At 35.7% G+C, this 22,741-nt stretch carries 17 protein-coding genes; 4 read left to right on the forward strand and 13 right to left on the reverse strand.

The annotated features are described in order from the left end of the window. The 3 genes from ACFPM4_RS12450 to ACFPM4_RS12460 all read right to left on the reverse strand — a co-directional run. A partial coding sequence (locus ACFPM4_RS12450) for a SpaA isopeptide-forming pilin-related protein (RefSeq protein ID WP_382352113.1) occupies positions 1-5,430 on the reverse strand: 5,430 nt, incomplete at its 3' end. A gap of 308 nt (positions 5,431-5,738) precedes the next feature. After that, positions 5,739-8,660, reverse strand: coding sequence for a hybrid sensor histidine kinase/response regulator (locus tag ACFPM4_RS12455; protein WP_382352116.1), 2,922 nt, complete (start codon positions 8,658-8,660; stop codon positions 5,739-5,741). A gap of 359 nt (positions 8,661-9,019) precedes the next feature. After that, the gene (locus ACFPM4_RS12460) at positions 9,020-9,649 is read right to left on the reverse strand and encodes a response regulator transcription factor (protein WP_382352119.1); all 630 of its coding nucleotides are present in this window, start codon (positions 9,647-9,649) and stop codon (positions 9,020-9,022) included. A gap of 426 nt (positions 9,650-10,075) precedes the next feature. Here ACFPM4_RS12460 and ACFPM4_RS12465 point away from each other — a divergent pair, with 426 nt between their 5' ends. The 4 genes from ACFPM4_RS12465 to ACFPM4_RS12480 all read left to right on the forward strand — a co-directional run bounded on the left by ACFPM4_RS12465 (position 10,076) and on the right by ACFPM4_RS12480 (position 12,484). After that, positions 10,076-10,705 carry a TetR/AcrR family transcriptional regulator gene (locus tag ACFPM4_RS12465; protein WP_382352122.1) on the forward strand — a complete coding sequence of 210 codons (630 nt, stop codon included), beginning with the start codon at positions 10,076-10,078 and terminating at the stop codon, positions 10,703-10,705. A gap of 5 nt (positions 10,706-10,710) precedes the next feature. Then, positions 10,711-11,250 carry a GNAT family N-acetyltransferase gene (locus tag ACFPM4_RS12470; protein ID WP_144925225.1) on the forward strand — a complete coding sequence of 180 codons (540 nt, stop codon included), beginning with the start codon at positions 10,711-10,713 and terminating at the stop codon, positions 11,248-11,250. 94 nt (positions 11,251-11,344) lie between these two features. Further along, a complete protein-coding gene (locus tag ACFPM4_RS12475; RefSeq protein WP_382352126.1) occupies positions 11,345-11,869 on the forward strand; it encodes a helix-turn-helix domain-containing protein in 525 nt (174 codons plus the stop codon). 54 nt (positions 11,870-11,923) lie between these two features. Then, entirely contained in the window at positions 11,924-12,484 is a 561-nt protein-coding gene (locus tag ACFPM4_RS12480) for a transposase (RefSeq protein ID WP_382352129.1), read from the forward strand. A gap of 330 nt (positions 12,485-12,814) precedes the next feature. Here ACFPM4_RS12480 and ACFPM4_RS12485 read toward each other — a convergent pair whose 3' ends face one another. From ACFPM4_RS12485 to ACFPM4_RS12530, 10 genes are all read right to left on the reverse strand, one after another. Further along, positions 12,815-13,054, reverse strand: coding sequence for a peptidase dimerization domain-containing protein (locus ACFPM4_RS12485; protein WP_382352132.1), 240 nt, complete (start codon positions 13,052-13,054; stop codon positions 12,815-12,817). A 320-nt stretch (positions 13,055-13,374) separates the two neighbouring features. Continuing rightward, positions 13,375-14,091: a plasmid pRiA4b ORF-3 family protein gene (locus ACFPM4_RS12490; RefSeq protein ID WP_382352135.1), complete on the reverse strand. Its 717-nt coding sequence runs from the start codon at positions 14,089-14,091 to the stop codon at positions 13,375-13,377. 6 nt (positions 14,092-14,097) lie between these two features. Further along, a complete protein-coding gene (locus ACFPM4_RS12495) occupies positions 14,098-14,496 on the reverse strand; it encodes a DUF6933 domain-containing protein (RefSeq protein WP_382352138.1) in 399 nt (132 codons plus the stop codon). Between the two features lie 347 nt (positions 14,497-14,843). Further along, the gene (locus ACFPM4_RS12500) at positions 14,844-16,319 is read right to left on the reverse strand and encodes a M81 family metallopeptidase (protein WP_382352141.1); all 1,476 of its coding nucleotides are present in this window, start codon (positions 16,317-16,319) and stop codon (positions 14,844-14,846) included. 82 nt (positions 16,320-16,401) lie between these two features. Next, positions 16,402-17,124, reverse strand: coding sequence for a glucosamine-6-phosphate deaminase (locus ACFPM4_RS12505; RefSeq protein ID WP_382352144.1), 723 nt, complete (start codon positions 17,122-17,124; stop codon positions 16,402-16,404). A gap of 144 nt (positions 17,125-17,268) precedes the next feature. Continuing rightward, positions 17,269-18,621, reverse strand: coding sequence for a M24 family metallopeptidase (locus ACFPM4_RS12510; protein ID WP_382352147.1), 1,353 nt, complete (start codon positions 18,619-18,621; stop codon positions 17,269-17,271). A gap of 90 nt (positions 18,622-18,711) precedes the next feature. Then, the gene (locus ACFPM4_RS12515) at positions 18,712-19,800 is read right to left on the reverse strand and encodes an ABC transporter substrate-binding protein (protein ID WP_382352150.1); all 1,089 of its coding nucleotides are present in this window, start codon (positions 19,798-19,800) and stop codon (positions 18,712-18,714) included. Between the two features lie 39 nt (positions 19,801-19,839). Then, on the reverse strand, positions 19,840-20,625 hold the full coding sequence (locus ACFPM4_RS12520; RefSeq protein WP_382352153.1) for an ABC transporter permease: 786 nt from the start codon (positions 20,623-20,625) through the stop codon (positions 19,840-19,842). Beyond that, the gene (locus ACFPM4_RS12525) at positions 20,622-21,440 is read right to left on the reverse strand and encodes an ABC transporter ATP-binding protein (RefSeq protein ID WP_382352156.1); all 819 of its coding nucleotides are present in this window, start codon (positions 21,438-21,440) and stop codon (positions 20,622-20,624) included. The genes ACFPM4_RS12520 and ACFPM4_RS12525 overlap by 4 nt, the downstream gene beginning before the upstream one ends. After that, positions 21,430-22,671, reverse strand: a complete 1,242-nt coding sequence (locus tag ACFPM4_RS12530) for an amidohydrolase family protein (protein ID WP_382352159.1) — start codon at positions 22,669-22,671, stop codon at positions 21,430-21,432. The genes ACFPM4_RS12525 and ACFPM4_RS12530 overlap by 11 nt, the downstream gene beginning before the upstream one ends. Between the last annotated feature and the right edge of the window lie 70 nt (positions 22,672-22,741).

The following is a 22,741-nucleotide window of genomic DNA, read 5'->3' on the forward strand; positions in this document are numbered from 1 at the left end:
CGGCGTTAATTCATTTTCTACTTGCTTCACTACCATTTCGATTTGACCTTTTTCAATTGTAAAAGCAATTGGGCTTGGATCTAGGTCGTAACCAAACGGTGCTTTCGTTTCAACAAACTGGTAAACACCTGGTTTTAAGTCGTTTACGACAAGTTTACCATCGGCATTTGTTACTAAATCCTTATGCAGCACATTACCTTCGGCATCTTGAAGTTCAAATTCTGCATCTTCAAGAAAGATTTCATTATTGTCTTTGTCAATTTTAATTAATTCTACAGAACCAGTTGTTAATTCATTGCCAGCAATCACTTTCGTTATTTCCGTTTGACCTTTGTCAATCGTGAATGTAATTGGGGTTGGGTCTAGGTCATAACCAAATGGTGCTTTTGTTTCAACAAATTGATAGTTTCCTGGTTTTAAGTCGTCAACAACTAACTTTCCTTCTTCGTTCGTTGTTAAGTTTTCTTGTAATGTCTTGCCGTTTCCATCTTGTAATTCAAATACTGCAGGATCTTTAATTGGTACATTTTTATTATCTGTATCTACTTTTGTTAGTTCAACAGACCCAGTCGATAATTCATTCTTAGCTGTTACTTCTATCTGCTTCACATCATCCACAGTTTTAGCCTTTTCAATCGTAAAATTGATTGGGGTTGGGTCTAAGTCATAGCCAAATGGCGCAGCCATTTCAACGAATTGGTAGTCACCAGGCTTTAAGTTATTAACAATTATTTTCCCTGCTTCATTTGTTTTAAATCCTTCGATAATCACTTCACCATCTGCATTTAGCAATGTAAACACTGCATCTGCTAATGGAGCATGATTGTTATCAATATCCACCTTAGTTAACTCGACTTTACCACGAATTAATTCGTTTTCTACCGTGACTACAAGTTCTTCCTTTTGGCTTTTTACAATTTCGAAAGCAATTGGTTTTGCATCCAGTTGGTAATAATCTGGTGCCTTTGTTTCAACGAATTGATAGCTTCCCGGTCTTAAGTCTTCAACAACAATTTTACCATCAGTATTAGTTGTCAAACCTTCTTGAAGGATATTCCCTTCTGAATCTTGTAAAGTAAATTCTGCACCCTCAAGACTAGTGCTAGTATTGTCTTTATCCACTTTTACTAATTCCACAACACCTGGAATTAATTCATTTTCAGCAGTGAGAGAAACTACATTAACATCTGCTTCCGTCTTACTTCTTTCAATTGTAAATCCAATTTCCTTACTATCTAACTGATAATGTTCTGGTGCTTTCGTCTCAATAAACTTATATTTACCTGGTTTTACGTTATCTACGGAAATTTCACCCTCATTATCGGTGATTAAATTTTCATGTATAACATTCCCCTGGTCATCCACAAGTTTAAATTCTGCACCCGCTAATTTAGTTTCATTATCATCTTTATCTATTTTAATCAACTGGGCTTTACCAGTAATTAATTTGTTTGGCGCCTCAATTGTGATTGTTTTTGATTCTCCAGTTTTAAGTTCGAATGTCAATGGAGTCTTGTCTAGTTGGAAAAAGTCAGGTGCTTTTATTTCAACGAACTGATATTTTCCCGGTTGTAAGTCCGATACAAAGATACGTCCATCTTCATTCGTTCTTAAAATTGGGTGTACAATTGATCCATTGTCACGAAGTAACTTAAATTCTGCATTGGCTAAAAATTCGGCTGGATCATCAGCATTAAATTTTATTAACTCCACAGAACCAAGTTTTAAATTTTCGGCTGTTACCTTTCTAACGACCGTTTGTTTTTCATCAATTATAAAATCTATTGGCTCCGTTATCTTTTGGTAACCTTCAGGTGCAATTAGTTCTATAAATTGATATTCTCCTGGCTCTAAACCATCTTTATAAATGGCTCCATTATTATCAGTAACTAGAATATCAACAAACCCACCAGTTTTTTTCTTTAACATAAATGTGGCACCCGATAATGGGTCACCAGTTTCCGCATCTACCTTCAAAAGTTCTACTGCACGAATAATTTTCTTATTATTGATTGTAACCTTTGAAACTTCAGCATCTACTTTAACTTGTTTCTTATCATTAATTCCAACCACATATCCGTCTGGAGCGTTTGTTTCTTTTAAAATATAGTCACCATAAAGTAGATTCTTGAATGTTACCTTTCCATCTTCACCTGTTGTGTAACTGCGAATAAAGTTCCCATCTGTATCAAAAAGTTCAAATGTTGCTCCTGATAAAACTTTCTGATCATCGGCATCCACTTTCGTTACTTCCAGGCTTCCGACTTCACCATCAATTCCACCACCGATATTACCTAATTGAATTTGCTTTCTGATGGAATTATTAGTATCTTTCCCTTCTGTTTGCGTACCATTAAACTTCACAACATTTTCTAGATAGCCATCACCTTTATACATAATCCGCGTATCATATTCGAGTACATATGCGAGATCTATTATTTCTTCGATAAAGGTAATGGTAAAGGTTTCAGTACCATCTTCGTTTTCAATAATGTCTAGTGTATAATCCTCACCCTCGGTAAGTTGGTTCTTACCTTTGTTGATGCTACTTTCCGTAACTTCTGTATCATAAAGCTTAATCGTATCACGTAGTAACAACTGATTTATGCCCGGAGTATCGGAAATAGAGACATTGGATACCGTTGATTGCGCATAGTTAATATTGACACGCCAGTTTACAATTCGTGGGTTTTCGTTATTCTGTGATGCATTTTTCTTCGTATACTCGCCCCCATGAATTGGTGAAACGGAAGCATTTAAGTCAAAACCATCACGATTATCACTTTTTACTGTAGCTGTATTATGATATGTTTTCTCTACTAGTAATTCGTTAAGGTCAGTCGTGTATTCAATCAAATATGGAGTTGTAATATTACCTAGATAGACTTGGAATCCTGGTTTACCATCGACATCTTTTACAATACGGATATCTTTTGGATCAACCTCAGCACCTTTTATAACGCCATTCGCTCCACCTGTTAATTCCATGTGATACACTTTTACGTTATTTACATTAAAGTTTTGTTCCCCTAATATAATGTCTTCCACAATCGCATTATTAAGGGTTGCTTTGTTATAGTTAACACCTATTTGCCATGTTATTTCTTTTGTTACTGGGTTATACTTTGCCCCTTTAAAACCATTCTGTTTTGTATACGTATCCGGATCAAACGTAGCGGTTCCTTCTTTCTTAATTTTCGTTGTTTCATTTTCCGGGATCCATTCGAGAACTGCATGGTTCGTATATTTCACATCTTTCGGATTTACATAATCAAAATCAATTTCGGTTGTATAGGTGATATACACCCTTTTTGTAATGTTATTTTTGAATTCGATTGCTATTTTCCTTGTGTTCTGATCAAAATGATACGTATAATGTGTATCTTTCACTAAAGGTTGACTATCATGTGTTACTACTACATTTTTCGGTGTGAAGCCTTCCGGTAATGTATCGAAGAATGCAACATCACTCATAACGTGTTCATCTCTGTTAATGAGGACAGTCCAGCTTGTTTCTTTCGTATTGTATTTCGGCTTATTATCATGTGACTTAATGAAAATACCTTGGTTTACATATCGACCACTTTTTATAGTATTTTCAAATTCATCCGTAATAGTGTTTTCTATATTACCATCCTCATCAATACGATCAACCGCGGTAGTTTGATAAATAATTTTGTATGCCTTTTTAATTCCTTCATTAAATTGAAAATCAAAGCCTTTCTTGTCATCATGAAGTATGGGTGTATAAACTTCGGCGCTAACTTCTTTCGTCCCTTTTTCTTCACCTGTATCTGGATCAATCTCCACTTCCAAAACTATGAAACTACCATTCACCAATTGTTGGTTTTTACCAAAAATATCTGTTAATTTCGCTTTCTCTTGAGAAATAACTTTTTCATCATAATTATATTTCACTTCCCACGTAATCGTTTGTGTAACTTTATTATAATCTGTCGAGCTCTTCTCAAGTGGCTTTCCACGTTTAACACCAACAGTTGCAGATGCGCGTACTGGATTTGTATTATCACCATCTAATGTTGCTGTGTTAGAGTAACTTGTTCCCTTATCATCACTTGAGATTACAGTCTCATAAACAACGCGATAGGCAGAGTCAATATCGCCTAGTTCAAGAGGGAATTCTGAACCAAATTCGTGATTCTCCAACTCTTCCGTCTTACTTTCATCTATCGTACCGTCAGCATTCATATGAAGCTTATATACTTTCAGCGAATCAGCTACAAATTTGTGATTGCCTACTGTCTCATCTCTCAAAATTGCATTCTTTATTTTTTGTAAATTTTTATTAAAATCAACCGTCCATGTAATCGTTTGTGTGTTGTATGCTCGATCTGCTACACCTTGTTTATCAATGGATGTTCCTTTTGGAATAAATGTAATCGGATACGTAACAGTTCCTTCCCCATCCACTGGAAAAGTGATTTCTGTTTCCGCTAATCCAGCATAGTGTGCTTTAAACTCTGACTCCAAATTGATGTACCCTGATACATTAGAGTTGTTTTCAATGTTTTCATTAAAAGTAATCACAATTTTGTTATCGCGTGTTACGATAAATTCAGCAAATTCCACTCCACTTTCATTTTTTAATGGTGTTGACTCTGGATTTGCTAACAAACTAAATTCATCAGGGATTTCGATTGTAAAAGTAGAACCATCTCCATAATTATGACCATTTGGAAGGGCAAACTTATACTCTAGCTTTACCTTAAATTCATCATAGGGATTATCAACAACAACTTCCGACCCAGGAGGTAAATATTCAAATTCCCCTTCTCCTATTTTTTGCGATAACTTCACTCCGGTGATAATATTTTCGGTAATTTCTTTGGTATTATTTAATGATAGACTTTCCTTCGTTTTTTCTACTTCTACCTTTGATTGTCCCTGAAACTTAATAATGATATGCTTCTCTTGATCTGTTAAAGGGAATGAAATATCAATAGTTTCATTGTCGACGATAGCCTCTTTATTGAATATAGCCTTAAATCTAAGCTTCCCAATAGCAGTGCCATCAGTTTCAAGTTGTTGAATTGAAAATACTAACTCACCATCAGTAGTGACCTGGAATGTTCCAACCTCCTTTCCCTCATTTGTTAGCAGCTTTCCATTTTGTTCTTCTGCAATTTTTATTTCTGATGGTAAAGTATACGAATACGTTTTGTCATCTGCATCATCAATTTTATTCAACGACCAATCAAAATCTATATTCACTTCGACATCAACTTCTGGACGATATTCCGGATTTTGATTAACATCGAGAATATTCCCTTTATCATCTGTTAAAGTAACATTTGAAAAAATAGCAGTTCCTGTTTCTTCAGCTTTCGCTACTAACGGAACAAGATTCGTAAAAATTGAATTTGAAACGATAACGATGATTAAAGTGATCATGCTCAATTTTCTTCGCATTTAAGAACCCCCACTCCTTTATAAAGATAAATATGTCATTCTTAACTCCAAATAAATATTGTAATGACTATATCTAAACAATTTCTGAACGAGTGAAACTGCTAACTGAGCATAAAAAAGGTTCTAGGACTTTATTCTCAAAGTACCTAGAACCTTTTGCTATATGGATGTAAGCGATTAATTACATTAACACTTTATTAAGATCTTTTTTCTAATTTGTATTTCCACTCACCTCATTAACACACAACACCTAGTTCTTTATGACTATTTTCTTCATTTTTGCTTTCAGTAGGTTAATTTACCTAAAACTACTTATTAACTAAGAATGAAATTTCCGTCCCTTCTCCTACCTTGCTTTTAATACGTAGCCCTTGACCATACAATTGCCTTAATCGTCTATCCGTGTTAATAATACCAATTCCAGAGTTCGCGGGATCCCCATTTAAAAGCTGTGCGACTTTTTCTTTCCTCATCCCTACGCCATTATCAGCTACAGAAATTAGCACTTTTTCCCCAACATCTTTAATAGATATCCGAACTTCTCCACCTTCTATGCGCTTCATTAGTCCATGATGTATCGCATTTTCTACAAGTGGCTGAATCGTTAAAGGTGGGATAAGAAATTGAATTTGTTCATCTGTATTCCAAATTACATGTAGTCTTTCCCCAAAACGCTGCTTTTGAATAAACAAATAAGATTGAACTAGCTGAAGTTCATCCTCTAATGGTGACAAACCGTCTATATTTTGAAAATCGATACTAAGGCGAATATAATTAGAAAGTTCATGAATTAATTCATCCATCTTGTCCAAATTCAATCTACTTAATGATGCAATTGAATTAAAAGTATTTATTATAAAATGGGGCTTGATTTGAGCTTGCAACCATGCGGCTTCCATCCTCAAGCGTTCGCTAATCGATTTTTTTACTTTAGTGAGGGATTGCACTCTCGCCTTTAGTTCAAGAGAATTTACCGGCTTTGTTACATAATCATTTGCACCCACTTGGAATCCTATTTCTATATCCTCTGGTCTATGATGAGCTGTCAAAAGCAAAATTGGCAACTCTAATATTGAATAATGCTTCCTAACATTAGTTGTTAATTCATACCCGGACATATACGGCATCATAACATCCACAATCATTAAATCCCATTCATGAGCACTTAGCATGGAAAGTGCATGCTGTGCATTCTGTGTTGTATATATATGATAAATTTCCAATTCAAAAATATTTTCAAGCACCTTTAAATTTATAGGATCATCATCCACAGCGAGAATTCTTATTGGTTCTACAGATTTACTTTGCCTTCTCTCAGCCATTGAAGCAGCCATCTCGTTTAAAGTTAGGTGCTCTTCTTGGAATTGAAATGGTTCCTTCATAACAGAATTGAGATTTTGGGTTGATGACGATAATTTAAGAGAAAAAGAAAAGATGGATCCTTTTTCGGGTATGGATGAAACACTCATTTTCCCCCCATGTAATTCAACTAGCTTTTTACAAATACTGAGACCTAGACCAAATCCACCTTCATGCCCAGAAGTAGATTGGACATATGGTTCAAATAACTTTTCTTGAATCTCTTCATCAATTCCTCGCCCTGTATCACACACATAAATTTCTGCCCATTCCTCCTTTATAGTTGCATAAACAGATATCTCCCCTTCATTAGTGTGTTTAATCGCATTATGAAGCAGGTTAAATAATATTTGATTTAGTCTATTTTCATCCGCTCTCACATTTGGAAAGTTTTTCGGTATTTTATTTTCTAGTTTGACATTCTTTCCATCTGTCATAAAACGAAGTATATTCATAACCGCTTCTGTAACAGAATAAATTGATATATCCATGGGCTTAATGACAATGAGATTTTCTTTGTACCTTTCTAATTCCAATAAATCATTTAACATTAACGACATGCGCCTTCCTACTGCATTTAGTAATTTTAAGTCTCGTAAGCTTTTTGTCTGCAGATTATCCTTTTCTCGCTCTGTAATAGCATGTGAGATATTTAATATACCATGCAGTGGGTTTTTCATTTCATGAGCAACAGTAAGGAGAAATTCGTCTTTTTGCTCATTAGCCTTTTGAAGTTCACCCATTAAAACTCTAGATTCTTCTAATATATAAAAATATCGCTTAAACCAGTATATAGCAAAGCAAATCATTGCTATCATTAAGTCAAACGGATACGGCTCCATTTCAATCTGTAGACGTGTTAATATAATCAACCAAATTAGACTCCCTACTCCAGCAATCAGTGCCAACAACAAATAAATATTATTCTTATCAATATGTTTTGTAACATTGTACATTAAGAGTAGAGCTAGGAAACACGGAATAAGCATCACCATCGTATAGAAAAGAGTAAACTTCAAATTGTATTCTGCTGATAATATTAGGATAAGGAAAACTAGCATACCACTTATCAAATTGTATATAGGGACGAATTTTCTATGAAGAAATTCTGGCAATTGCTGTCTTATACACTGCAATAAAAAATAGCCACCGAATATAACGGTAAGATATTTTATTTTAATTCCCCATTCAAAGTTCAATGGAAACCACTCGAATAATAATCGCTCTCCTACTAATGTACCTAGAATGATACAAATTACGGTTACGGAGAAATATAGAAACCTTTTGTCACGATTTCCAATAAAAAATAAAATCAAGCTATATAATGCATGAATTAAATACAACATACAGGAAATTAATGTTATATTTTTTGTGAAATTAATACTTTTCCGTAGTGGCTCTTCAAGGCCAAACTTAATAGAACGAGCTATTCCGCCTTTTCCGAGATTGTCAAAGTTAGCAACTTGAATAACAAGTTCAATTTCAGATTCATTTTCTATAGGAAAATAAACTGTATATGGTGAGTTCGATGGCTTGTATTGATTTTTTGTCGCTGCCGGTTTTCCTGAACTCGACAACAACTCACCATTTACATACACTTCTGACGAGCTACTAATATATGGGACTCTTATTCCATATGTACTTCCAAAAGATGGATCGATATATATTCTCAATCGGTACGATCCATAACCGTAGTTATTTTTTTTACCAGTGGAAACATTCCAATTACCTGGAACTTGAACATATTCCTGACTGTCTATTTGTGATGGATGAACATTTTCTTTTATGATAAATTCCCCAGGGTAAAACTCCCACTCACCATCAAGTATTAGCGGAGAATTAGTAATAAACCCCCATTCACGCAAGTCCAATTTACCATGCGACACCCTTGGATGATCAGGAAATGAGTGATGATTAATCCAAAGTATTCGAAGTGTCAGAAGAAATATGACAAAGGCTACAATTATAAAGGTTATTTTTCTAATAGACACAGTATCGTAATCCCCCGAAAAGTTATTCTCTAAAATCTTCTAGTAAACTTAGCCTATTATATCATTCCTCATCGAATACTTCTCAAACTATTACAACTCTTTCATACGATAACAAAAACAGCACTTCCAAATATTTAGGTTAATACCTACAAGTGCTGTGTACCAATGAGCACAACAACATAGTTATTATATTAATCAAAATGAAATAGCCTGAGCCTTTTTGTGTGATTTGCTTTACATTAGAACCATCTATTTTTTAATGCAATCGAAACAGCATTCGTCCGACTAGTAGCATTTAACTTTTTCAACAATGAACTTACATGATTTTTTACTGTTCTATTCTTGATTTCTAAGTGATAAGAAATCTCATCATTACTGTATCCCTTCGTCAATAACTCCAATATCTCCCATTCACGCTGTGTTAAGAGTGTTTTCGGCTTCTCAACTAGAGTACTTTCCTTTTTGATATAAGCATCTAATAGAATAGGAGATAACCTAGGATGGATGTAAACCTCTCCCTCTTGAACCATTAGTATTGCAGAGATAATTTCCTCCTTCTCCATTCCGGAATAAAAATAGCCATCCACTCGCTGTAGAAATAGATTCTGCAATCTATCTTTGGGGTTACCCGAGGTCCATACAATTACTTTTTTTTGATGATCTTGATAAAACTTGATAGCTTTTAAAACATCAACATTTGCCTCAACATCGATAAAAAGGAGATCCCCTATATTTTCAGGCTGATATATTTTCTGTTGTTCTAGAGAGCTAATGGTCGAAACAACTACATTTGAAATTGTATCTTTAATTATGTCTAGTAACACTTCTCTCAGCAGTTTGGACTCCATAATTACACTAATATTCTGCATTGTTTATCATACACACCTTTACAATTACTTTCTAAGTAAATTTATGAAATTGATATGTACAAAAACTGTACAGAATTAGGTTCAGACAACCCACTAGACGATTAGACTATTATTAAAATGGGTATTCGGAATTTAGTGTGGAAACACATTTTATTAAACTAAGGACCATTTAAGTGCTATTTCGGATTATCGTGTGGAAGCACTATAGAATTTTTGAAATCGAAAATAAGTAACTTACATATAGCAACCCAATTGTTTTGCTAAGTTAAACACGCCAATAATGAATGAATTCCCCACTTTATTTACATAAATAATATTCACGGCTCTTGAAACTATACACTAATGTCGTTATAATTTATATTAGAAAACGACATTAGTGTATAGTTTTTTGTGTGTCTTTTTATCAATTATTATGGAGGTGGCTACATGGCACCTAAAGTTAGCGAAGAATACAAAAGGGAAAGAAAAAAAGAAATAGTAGAAATAGCCAGGAAGGTTTTTATCAAAAAAGGGTTTGTTCACACATCTATGCAAGATATTATGGACAACGCAGGAATCTCAAGGGGTGCATTGTATAGTTACTTTGATAATATTGAAGACGTTTTTCTCGAAGTCTTAAAATATGATGATCAAAAAGACATTCAATATTTAGTACCGTCTGATGAAGGTTCAATATGGCTACAATTAAAAAACTGGGTTGAAGAACAACGATCTTATGTTGAAAGAATTGACCAAACATTGCTTTATGCAAGGGCAGAATTCTTTTTGTCATCTAATTACGCAAATGATAAAGATAATTTTCCTTACATTTCTGAACGCTACAATAGGATTGTTGAAGCTATAGAAGAAGTATTGAATGAAGGCAAGCGTAAGGGAGAATTTAGACCTCAACAATCTACTCGTTCTATTGCACGGTACCTTATATCATTTATAAACGGCTTAATGTTAGACTCTTTTCAACTGGGACATGAACAGACAAAAGGAAAGGAGCAATTATCTGTTTTTCTTTTTACTTTAGAAATATTAATTAATCCAAATTCTGCAAATGAGGAGTGATTGTTATGTTGTTTGAATCATTAAGAGTGAGATTAAGAAAGATGACAAAAGAAGATACTGAACTTTATAACAAGTGGAGAAATGATTTGGAAGTTATGCATTCCACCAACCCATCTTTGGATGTTTATCCTATGGAAGAAACTAAAGAGTTTGTTAGTCATGTTATTTTGGGATCACCTACAGCCAAAAGTTATATCATTGTTGAAAAAAGTAAGGAAATACCAATTGGAATTGTATCATTAATCAACATAGATTATAAGAATAGAAATGCTGAATGTATTATTGATATCGGGGAAAAAGATTATTGGGGAAAAGGCTATGGTTCAGAGAGTTTAAAATTACTGTTGAATTATGTTTTTTGCGAAATGAACCTCCATCGAGTTTCCCTTAAGGTATTTTCATTTAATGATAGAGCTATTCGTTTGTACACTAAAATCGGTTTTCAGAAGGAAGGAAATAGTAGACAAAGTCTATTTAGAAATGGTGAATGGCATGACATCATCCATATGGGAATTTTACAAAATGAATACTTGAGAAACAAGTAAAGATATATAAAATTATCCGGCCATAATAGCGAGGAACAGCGTTCGTAAAAATTAAGTACTTTATCAGAAAAAGTATTACTCTAATCATCAGGTAATGCTTTTTGTTTTTTTATCTAAAATGTTGCAAAAGCAAAATGACAAAATGATAAATAATATGCTCAACCTACCAAGCCTTAAAATTATTGATATGCATGAGAGTGAATCTGATTATAGATTCTTAGTTGAGACTGCTTTACCGCCTCCTACCCACTGTTCAAAGTGTGGTACTATTGCAAATTTAAATAAGCATGGTAAAAAGAAACAGTTATTTTTCGATTTATCAATGCACGCCAAACGTGTCGGTTTTTATGTAAAACGGCAACGTTATAAATGTAGGGAATGTAACGAAGCGTTTTTTGAAAATCTTCCGGATATGGATGTTAATCGTTCGGTTACTAATAGACTTATAGATTGGATTCAAGAAGCAAGTCTTGAAAAGACTTTTACCAGCGTTGCAGATGATATAGGTGTTGATGAAAAAACTGTACGTAACATCTTTAATGACTATGTTGCTGAACTTGAAGTACAAACAGAGTTTAGAACTCCTAAATGGCTTGGTCTTGATGAAGTCCATTTGTAAAAAAACTATCGTTTTGTCGTTACAGATGTTGAAAACAAATCGGTAATAGACATTTTGCGAAAACGTAATAAAGATGTGGTTATCAGTTACCTTTCAAAGCTCAAAGACATTGATAAAATTGAACTTGTAGCAATGGATATGTGGAGACCATACAAAGATGCGGTTAACATGGTAATTCCTCACGCCAAAATAGTTATCGACAAGCTTCACGTTGTTAAATTAGCAAATGAAACCTTAGAGAAGATACGAAAGGCCAATCGTCAAAATGTATCTGCCAAAGAACGTAGGCAACTCATGAGAGACCGTTATGTGCTTCTGATAAGGCGTAAAAACCTCAATGACTTTGATGACCAAATAAAACTGCAAGTATTGACTGATATGTTCCCATTACTTGGTCAAGCCTACGAACTCAAAGAACAGTTCTTTGACATTTATGAAGCTAAAACAGTCGATGAAGCATATAAACTTTATCAAGAATGGCTTTCAAATGTACCTAAGGAGTTAATGATCTACTTCGAGGATCTCATTAGGGCTATGACCAATTGGGAAGAAGAGATATTCAATTATTTCACTTCACCTATCACAAACGCCAGAGTCCTTAAATCGCTTAATTAAGACGATAAATCATGTTGGTCGTGGTTACTCTTTCGAATCCCTCAGAGCCAAGATTTTGTTTACACAGGGCTATCGTAAAGTTAAAAGGAAAAAGAAATTCAAAGAAGTTGAAGTTACTTTCGGAAAAATGTTACCCGATCAACTTCCAAATTGGCCAAAAACTGGTTATAAATGGGTGTGTGAAGAAATTTATGGTGCTGATTTTTCCACACTGATTAAAGCTATGGAAGAGGGTACTTTTTAACCCTCTTTCTACACTATTTTCCGATTACCAATTAAAATTACAAAAGCAGAAGAAGAAATAAAAAATCTATTTTATTTTATGGATATTTATTTTAGATATAAAGTGTCGACCAAGGACCCTAATCCATCTTCGTATCCATCCTCTGGTAAAAAATGCAGTCCAAAATCGAGCATGCAATAATCTGGGACTATTATTCCCGCCATGCCTCCCTTTATCGCTCCAAAATTAAACGTTGGCGGTGGCAAGAACGGATGGCGCTTCCTTATCGCATATTCGCGCTCGAAATCCTGCAATGCATGAATAATCTTCTCTTCAAATCTTTCCATTCCGAACCCTTGCTGGAAAGCGCTATTTCTTCTTTATTCCCGGATAACTTTAAGATACCGAGATTTCAGATTCGAGTGAATGAGCTTTTTGACAAAATCCGCTAGTAAATTACTTGCTATTTCCTAAGAAATAGCATATTATGCTAAATTCTTTAGGGATTTTGGCATATACATAGTAAATTTTGATATGGGGTTCGTTTCCTCTTAGGGCAACTTTCCTGACCCCAGAAAAAAGAAGTAATTTGGACCTCTCTGCCGTGAGATGTCGAGATTACTTCTTTTTTTATTGGGTTACTATGACTATAGATTGGTGTTGACTATTACTTCAATAGCCGATTTATCTGTTCTTTATCAAATTCTTGGTATCCTTGTTGACGACCCCAAGAGGAAATAATATGATAATCGGGGTGATTGCTGTCGGCAATGGTAGCTAAAAATTCGTCAAATCCGTATTCTCCACCAACATCTTCAGGTGGTGCTGCTCCTGCTCCATCCAAACAGATTGGATGATTCATATTAAAATCAGCAATTATTTCTTCACACTCCACGATATGTTCCCAATTATCCCCGAAATCATATATATATTTCATGTTGGCTGGTAAGTATTCTGCTAACTTAATACCATTTTCCATTTTGCACGGTATATCTTCGCAAGCATAGGATAGTGATTCTTCATAGGAAACTAGATTTACTATAGGCTGATATCCTTGAGGATGAAAAGCCGAATGATTTATATGTATCCCTAATTCATCTTTAGCTTCTTCATTAATATAAAATTCATGAAGGTGATAATTTTGCCACCCAAAGCAGATTTGCAGTACTTTATGAAATTTTTCAAAAGTAATGTCTAATGGAACAATAATCCTCCGCCAAATAGAATGATTTTCTAGAAGTAAAGTTACTTTTAACTTTACGGCCTTGCATTGAAAAATCTCTTGTCCACTATAAACGGCTAAATCTTTATACAACTCCTCGTTGGGATGAATATGTTGATTATTCCCAACACCAACAAGTAGCCGACTTGCATTTTTTCCCATTTCCGTTTAGATTAATTTATCTGGCTCTAGATCTCTTTCGTAAAAATAAACATGATCACACGCCTTATTTAATTGGGCTACGAACGATCTATTCTTTGTCTTCGTGAATGATATCGTAGAGGCAGTTTGAATATATTGTTCCATCACCTCTTCCTTAATAAATTCAATTTTAAAACTTTCCCTCACCGCTTCAATGATAAGTTTATCTATTCGTTTCCAATCTTTCGCCTTCATTCCGTATAATACAATCACATAGCGATTTTTATCATTCATTAGAACGAGCACTTTCCGTCTATTAATTGTAATAACATTCGCATGAAAAGAAAAAAGCGGATCCTCTTCTTCCACAATGGACGGCTTTATTTTTAATTCATCGAGCACCTTTTTTGTGCATTGAATAAGCATCATGAACCACCTCAGATAAGTTGATGTTATCGTATAATCAACATTTTCTTTAGTGTAACACATCCTTACTCCATCATAATTGAAAACCTATGAATTAAAAAATCTGGAACGGCTAGTACCATTCCGACGATGCCCTCAATGTTTCCGGTAGCTAGGTGGACATTTAGGTTTTTGCCAAAAATAAGTGAGGAGAATGTATTTCCTTCTAGTTGCTTTTCAATAGATAAAAATTAAACACAGCCATTGAAACGAATTTCAATTACCGGCTGTGTTGTACAGTCTGCTTTATTAATTATTCTCTGTGTATTCGCATTGCTGGCTCAATCTATAATAATGATTTTATTCCCCTACACCCCCATCGTGGAAAATGCAACCTCTGTATCAAACGGAAACAATGGCCTTGGTATATTTTTAAACTCTAGTTCTTCAAAGTGTTGATAGGTTGCTCCAGATGTGAGGGCAAAAATATCTAACTTTGATATTTTGCTTAGTTCATCAAATAAGTAGCCTTGTTTCACAACTACCACATCATAATCAAAAACATTTAATCCAGCAGCAATAAAATGTTGAAGGGAAATAAATGATCCGGCTTTATTAGCAATCACTACATCCAACTGGTCATTGTCTCCTATCGTCAACGTGCATACTTTCCCTACTTTATCATTGGTACTTCCTAAGTATCCCAGCAAATCTCCTTTTGCCTTAATGCGTCCTCTAACGCTTATACTTTTACTATTCTCGTCATATCCAATCCCTATGTTTACTTGAACAGTATCGCCAATTTCTTTCCTATCACAAAGCGTATATGCCTCATCGTCTAAAATTGATGCTATACATACCTTTTTCCTTCTAAGATCTTGTTGATTGAGCAATGATTCTAGCAATATTGTATTGATTCCTGGAGCACCACCCGTTGTATTATCACCTGTATCCGATATAAATACCTGAGAAGCACCTGAGTCCAACGCTACTCTAACTGCATGTTCAGGATTTAATGCTAATGCATCAAACTCAAAATCATATCTCCTAGAAAATACATAGCCAGCAAGTTCTTCTGCCATCTTATCAGCTAATTCCTCATAGTCCTCTGATTGTGGAATTACGACAATCGAAGATGCGGTATTTTCGGTATCCGCCCAAGAAAATCCAATAAAAAAGGATGCTGATACAATCCCTTCGACCTTTTCCATTTCCTCTAGCCTTTTAAATATAGATTTTAAGGGCTCTCTTGCCCCGACAGCACTGTCACCACCTATAATTAATGGTAACCTTTTGAATACTGGCCTAACCCTCATCCTATCCATCACACTTTTTACCAATAACTTTGCTGTTATCATTTCTGTATCACGCTGATCAATATGTGGTACAGTGCGATAGGAACGAATAATATTGGCATATTTCGGTAATTCCAATGAATTATTTGCATGAATATCGAGACAGACTGCAATTGGTATGTCACTTCCTACAATCTCCCGTATTTCCTTCAGAAGTTGCAATTCAGCTGATCCTACACCTTCCACAGTCATCGAGCCATGAAGATGGAGCCAAATAGCATCCAAATTGCCCTCACGTTTAATCACTTCAAGAATCTTATCTGCAAAAAAGCGATACGCACTCTCCAATACTGTACCTGATGATAATCCCACTGCATAAATACTTGGTATAATGTCTACGCCGTATTCCTGAAACACTTCCGTGCTAGCAACTCTTTCTAGCATATCCTCCCCTTCTACTAGAACAAAGTCTTTCTCTGTAGTATAAAAAGGGTTAAAAGTGTTTGACTCATGATATAGGCAACCTACTAAAATTCTTAAATTTTCCATCTAATCACATCCCACTTGTAAAACTTTCTCTTTATAACATTATCTGTCCAGCTAGATCCAACTGAATACAACTTCAGGTGAACTATAATAATGAAGCTGCCGCATCATCCATAATGAACGTAACATTTGGATGCAATCTCAAAATGGACGCTGGACACTCATCAGTAATTGGCCCTTTCAGTGTTGCCTTTACTGCTGCAGCCTTTCTTTCACCTGATGATGCGACTACAATATGTTTTGCATCCATAATATCTGCAAGACCCATCGTTAACATTTGGGTTGGCGCCTCTTCCCTTGTTAAACCACAATATTTCATCGTACTTAAAATAGTGGATTCATCGCTGTCGGCAAGAAATAAACGTGAATCAAAAGGTGTTCCCGGTTCATTTGCTGCCAAATGCGCATTTACACCTAAGCCCACTAACTGCAAATCTCTTGGATATTTTTGCAATACCGCTGAATAACGAGCTAATTCTTTCTTAATATCTATTACACTACCATCTAATAAACCAATATATTTGGGGCGAGTTTTAATTAAGTTGTAGAATTTCTTATGCATATAGGTGTAAACAGTAAAAGGTTTACCCCTATCCGCAACATACTCATCTAAATTTGTGATAACAGCATTTTCGATGTTAATTACATCGTTATTTATTGCATCTACTAACAATTCGAAAGTGCCGTCATAGCTAGCACCTGTTGTTGTATTTATAACAGCATGCTCATTTTGCTGAAGAGTATCGGCGATAATTTTATAAACCTCTTTCGATAATTCTTCATAGTTTTTTGTTTGAATAATTTTCATCTAATGCAATCTCCATTTCCTTTAAAATTTTCATCCATTCCTTCATTTTGTAACTATCATTTATATATCCTTCAAAAATGAACATGGACTATTGTCCATGTTCATTTCTATGGCAATATTCTCTTCAACTCTACTACAAGTGTATTATTCCACTACCATCACCATTTCAGGATTAAGCCATAAAGGATTGTAATATGCTGGGTTACTAGATAATGGCAGTAGTTCATCCTTAATATTAATCCCCAGCTTCTCTCTGATGAATGATTGTTTCGCTTCTATTCGTGCCCAGACTGCTGGATATTTTTCCTTTAACTCCTTCCGTAATGCTTCATCTGCAATAACTACGGTATCTTCACAATTCAACCCTACCCCATTTGGAAGTGGAGTTGGAATAATATCACATTGAAAAGCCATTCCCGACACAATAACTTCATTACTATCTGGCCTTACAGGAGTATGCATCCATTCGTCTGTACTAGTGAGATGGCCGGGATTGAGTGCCGGTTTTAACCCACCTTCTGCTAGTACAGATGCACATTTCTCAAACAAATCTCCACCCCGCACTCCAATACCTGTCATTTCATACCATGTTGCAATTGCTTTATAGTAAGGCTTAGCAAACCTCTCCATAAACTCGTCGTTCTTCGAGTCTATCATTCCCGCTCGACAGCTAAGTCCACCCCAGTAGCCTACCGCTGTTGTTACTCCATCCCCTAAAGCAATCTTCGTCGCAGAAGGACTACGTAACCCTACCATCTGTTCTTTTCTCGCGGAAAACATGACATGTGCGGTTAATGGTTCACCAGCATATCTCATATGAGAAACAGCTTCTAACTCTGAAATCCCCACCTTCGTGCCTTTCATAATATTCATAACAGCTGCAGATGCCCTCGAAGCACCCCATTCATATAAAGCTATCTGATCAACACTATTACGAGAGCGTAATCCCTCAGTTGGATGTAGTAACACAGGTGTTTTATCTTGTAATGGTTGCCTAACTACCTTCTGAATACTATCTACAATTGCGGCCGGGATAAAGAAATGAGGTGCATCCGAAACCATTTCATTCTCCTCAAAATACTTCCATCCACATAAACCGACTGTATCGTTCTCTTTTATTCCTATGTTTAGCAATATTTGATCTAATTTAGGTGAACTCGTACGATCTTGTCCTAATAATCCAAATGATTGATAGAGAATAACATTTGCCTCAATTTGTTTATCCACACTATAATCAAGACCTTCCATTCCAACTAACAAGTATTTAGCATTTCTCGGTCCTAAAATTAAGAGTGCCTCCTCGAAGCGTGGATCATATCCTGATAGAAAATGTATATTTGCAAAATGCTCGCGATCTCCATATACGACTAACCAATCAGTCGCAGCTCTATCGTATGCTTTTGTACAACGCATCTCATGTTCTTCTTTGCTTATGACCGGAATCTCTTCAGGTACACCAAAATCAGGTAGTTCAACTTTCTTCCAATTAATATTCATCTTCCATCCTCCTATAATATTGGGAATTTTCAATCACATGTACATATAAAGTGGCCAGCTCCCAGATCTTCTAAGTCCGAAGAGAATCTATCACTCTATTTCTTTTACCAGCTTCACGGTATAGTGAAGAGATTCTAAATCTGTAACAACACCTTTTTCAATTTTTCCTTCTGCTTCCATAATATCTATTACTGCCTGGAAACGGTCCTTCCAGTAAAAATCACCATCTGGATGAAGAACCTCTTTTTCGTAGAATTCAACGCCACTAGGGAAGAACTCCATCTTATTCCAGACATTATTAAGTTGGTCTACTGAAATTTCAGTTCCAACATTTTTCATTTGTTCCACAATGATCGGAAAAGAATCATCTGGATTTTGCTCAATATAGTTTAATGTTTTGAAAAACGCCTTTAATAGCTTTGCTGCTAACTCCGGATTTTTTTCTATCCAATCTCTACGCGCTGCAAATCCATTGTGAGAGATGGTGTGTGGCAGAGTTGTTTGGTCAATCAGCGTGTCATACCCTTCCTTTTGTACAGCTAAGCGCTGCGGAATTCCACTAATCATAATATCTATAGACCCCGACAACAAAGCAGGAGGTAAATCTTCCTGTGACATATCAACAATTGTATAATCATCCGAATCTAATCCAGCGTGATTTAACATAGAGATGAAGCTTGTATATTCACTTACACTAGTATTCAATCCAACTTTCTTTCCTTTAGCTTGCTCTAATGTTAGGCGCATAGCCTCTTTATCATCATTCGTTTCCCCAAGGAACTCATCATATGTTTTCCAATCATGCTTATCTCCGTCAAACATCAGAGCCGCACCAGCAAAATAAAAGATGGGAAAGGCTAAAGTAGTATCAACACCATTAGAATTTTGCAATACAATGTCGGAATCACCTGCTGTAGCTAAATCGACTTTCCCTCCAACAAGAAGATCATTTCCTCCAGCCCAATCTGTTTCTTGGATATCTAACTCAATACCTTCCTCTTCAAAGAAACCTTTCTCCACTCCAACATGGATAGAATACACGTCTTGGAAAGGACTTATGGCTAGTTTTACCTTTTGTAAACCTCCGTTACTAGAAACATTCTCATCATTACTACATCCTGCAAATATGATTGCTATTATTACAATCAATAAGCCAATTAAAGCCTTAGAGCGTTTCATAGCTAACTCCCCCTTTTCTCTCGTTTTAGTCCCTTTGTGTTACGCTCTTTCCGTCCATCTCGTCACATGCTGCAAAACTTTACGAACAGCTGTATCAACGAGCGCAGATAAGATACCAAACATGACTACTCCTAAGAAAATTACATCTGTATTAAACATTTTTCTTGCCTGTAAAATTCGATAGCCCATTCCAGCCTGAGCACCCATGAATTCTGCAGCAACTACTAGCGTAAAAGATATTGCTACACACACGCGGATTGGTCCAATTAATGCTGGAATGATACTTGGTAATATAATTTTTCGATAAATATTTCCTTTATTTGCACCCAATGTTTGTGCTGCCTTAACATATATCGGCGGCACATTTCTAATTGCTTCAATTGTGTTAATGACGATTATGGCGAACACACCTAGTGTTACGAGTAAAAACTTTCCAAGCTCTCCAATTCCAAACCACATCAAGAAGAATGGAATCATGGCAATAACCGGTACAGGTCGAGAACTTTCTATGAGTGGGTTTAGTAAATAATATAGTTTGTTATTAAAACAAACGAGCATCCCAATTATTACCCCTAAGACTGTACCTGTTACTAATCCACAAACAACACGGTACATAGTAAAAAATACATCTGTTCCAATAAGTGAGCTTGTGGAAACAGCAGCTTCTACAACCATTAAAGGAGATGGGAAAATAACTGGCTTTACTATTCCTAAACCATCTCGTGTAATTAAAAACCAGAAAACAAATACACCCATAATCGAGAAAATACTTAAATATGAATCTTTAAACCAACCTTTTCCCTGTTTTAAGGAATTACCATTCATTTAGTTTCACTCCCCTCTGCTTCTTCTTGTTTTAATATTGCGTGAATCCGCTTTCTAAAATCAACAAAAGCAGAAGAGGTTTTAATCGACATATCCCTATTCTTAGGGAAATTCGGTTTATAAACAGAATGAATTTTACCTGGTCTAGGTGTCATTACAACAATCCGATCACCAAGAAACAATGCCTCTTCCAAGTCATGAGTAATAAAAATAACCGTTCTAGGTGCTTGCATCCATAGTCTTCTTAGTTCTTCCTGCAAATGTTCCTTCGTCATAATATCTAACGGGCCGAATGGTTCATCTAATAACAAAACCTTGGGATTAGCGGCGTAGGCTCGAGCAATGTCTACCCTTTTTCTCATTCCCCCGGATAATTGCTTTGGCCAAGCATGTCTGAAATCCTCCAACTTCACTAGATGTAAAAATTGATTCACTGTCTGCTGAATTTCCTGCTTTGATTTCTTTTGCATTTTAAGACTAAAACCTATATTTTCTTCTACTGTCATCCAAGGAAATACTGCATCATTTTGAAAAACAACCGCTCGTTCTGGACTCGGCTTTTCAATATTTTTACCACCAATGGTAATTGAGCCAGAGGTAATGTTTTGCATCCCAGCAATTGTATTTAGTAATGTTGTCTTTCCACAACCTGAAGGGCCCATTACACAAATAAACTCATTTTTATGCACGGTGAGATTTACCTTATTTAAGGCAATAACCTTATCATTTGTACTCGTTTGAAATTCAACAGAAAGATCATTTATTTCGATTAAAGGCTCGGTTACTTCTGTTAAACTCTTTACTTTAGCTTCCATACACCTTTTTTCCTTTCTTTGTGTCAAATTTGACTAGTTGTCCATCCTTCATAACAAAATCCACTTGCTGAAGAACGGTAATATCATCAAGAGGATTACCATCAAATGCAATCAAATCCGCCTTTTTACCAACCTCAATCGTGCCTATCTCTTTATCCAATCCGAGCACTTCTGCTCCTAACTTCGTACCTGCCACTATTGCATGTAATGGCTCCATTCCCCACTCTACTGCTAATTCAAATTCCTTCGCTGCCTGATCTTGGGGGTGGGTTGGATATCCGATTAAATCCGTACCAATAACGTATTTCACGCCCGCTTTCAAACTTTTTTGAAAATCTGCTTTCATCACTTTCGCATGAGCAGAATAGATACTACTTTCCATCTCTGAATAGTTAAAGGGCTTTGCTGCTTGCTCATGGAAAAATAATTGGGATATCGTTGTCACAACAGGAATTTGCTTTTCCGCTAGCCTTTTTCTTGTTTCTTCCGTAATCCCATATCCATGTTCTATAACATCAACATTTCCATCTAAAGCTAGATTAACAGCTGCGTTCCCAATACAATGTGCACTTACTTTAATGTCGTGAAGGTGAGCTTCATCTGTTAGCGCCTTCACTTCATCCAATGTATAAGAAGGAAGAGTTTGATAAGGATCATCTCCCCACGAGCTATTTAAATCATCAATTTTGCCTTTAGATAACCCTACCTTAATTACATTTGCTCCTTGCTTAATGCGTTCACGCACTAATTTGCGAATTTCATCAGGTCCATCTGCCACATCTGTTTCTTCCATAATTTCATACCAAGTACCACCAGACGACACAATGAATTGACCTGATACAACTAGTCGGGGCCCAGGTATGTGGCCAGCATTGATTGCTCTTCGCAACGCTGGTGAGATATTGGATCCTAAACAACGTGCGGATGTAATTCCTGCTTGGAGCATTTTGGCAGCTTCTCCTGCTCCACGGAGTACACGGTCAACATCAGAATCACTAATTAACTTGTGTAATTGGTGACTTGGAACTGCAAAGAAATGCATATGAGAATCGATTAATCCTGGCATAATCGTTTTGTCGCCTAAATCATATATAGTACTATTTTCAAGGTCGTCGTATTCTTCTTGGCTAACAATGGCTTCGATTATATTATCTTTTATCACAATTACTACATTTTCTTTAGCGGGTTTTCCTGTCCCATCTATAAGCGTCTTTGCTTTGAGAACTTTCAACATCTTTCCTTCCTTTCCAATTTTTCTTTGAAATGCGTGTGTCCATGTCTATTAATCTCAAATTCTAATC

Source organism: Lederbergia graminis, from assembly GCF_042655485.1.
GTDB classification, from domain to species: domain Bacteria; phylum Bacillota; class Bacilli; order Bacillales; family Bacillaceae_C; genus Lederbergia; species Lederbergia graminis.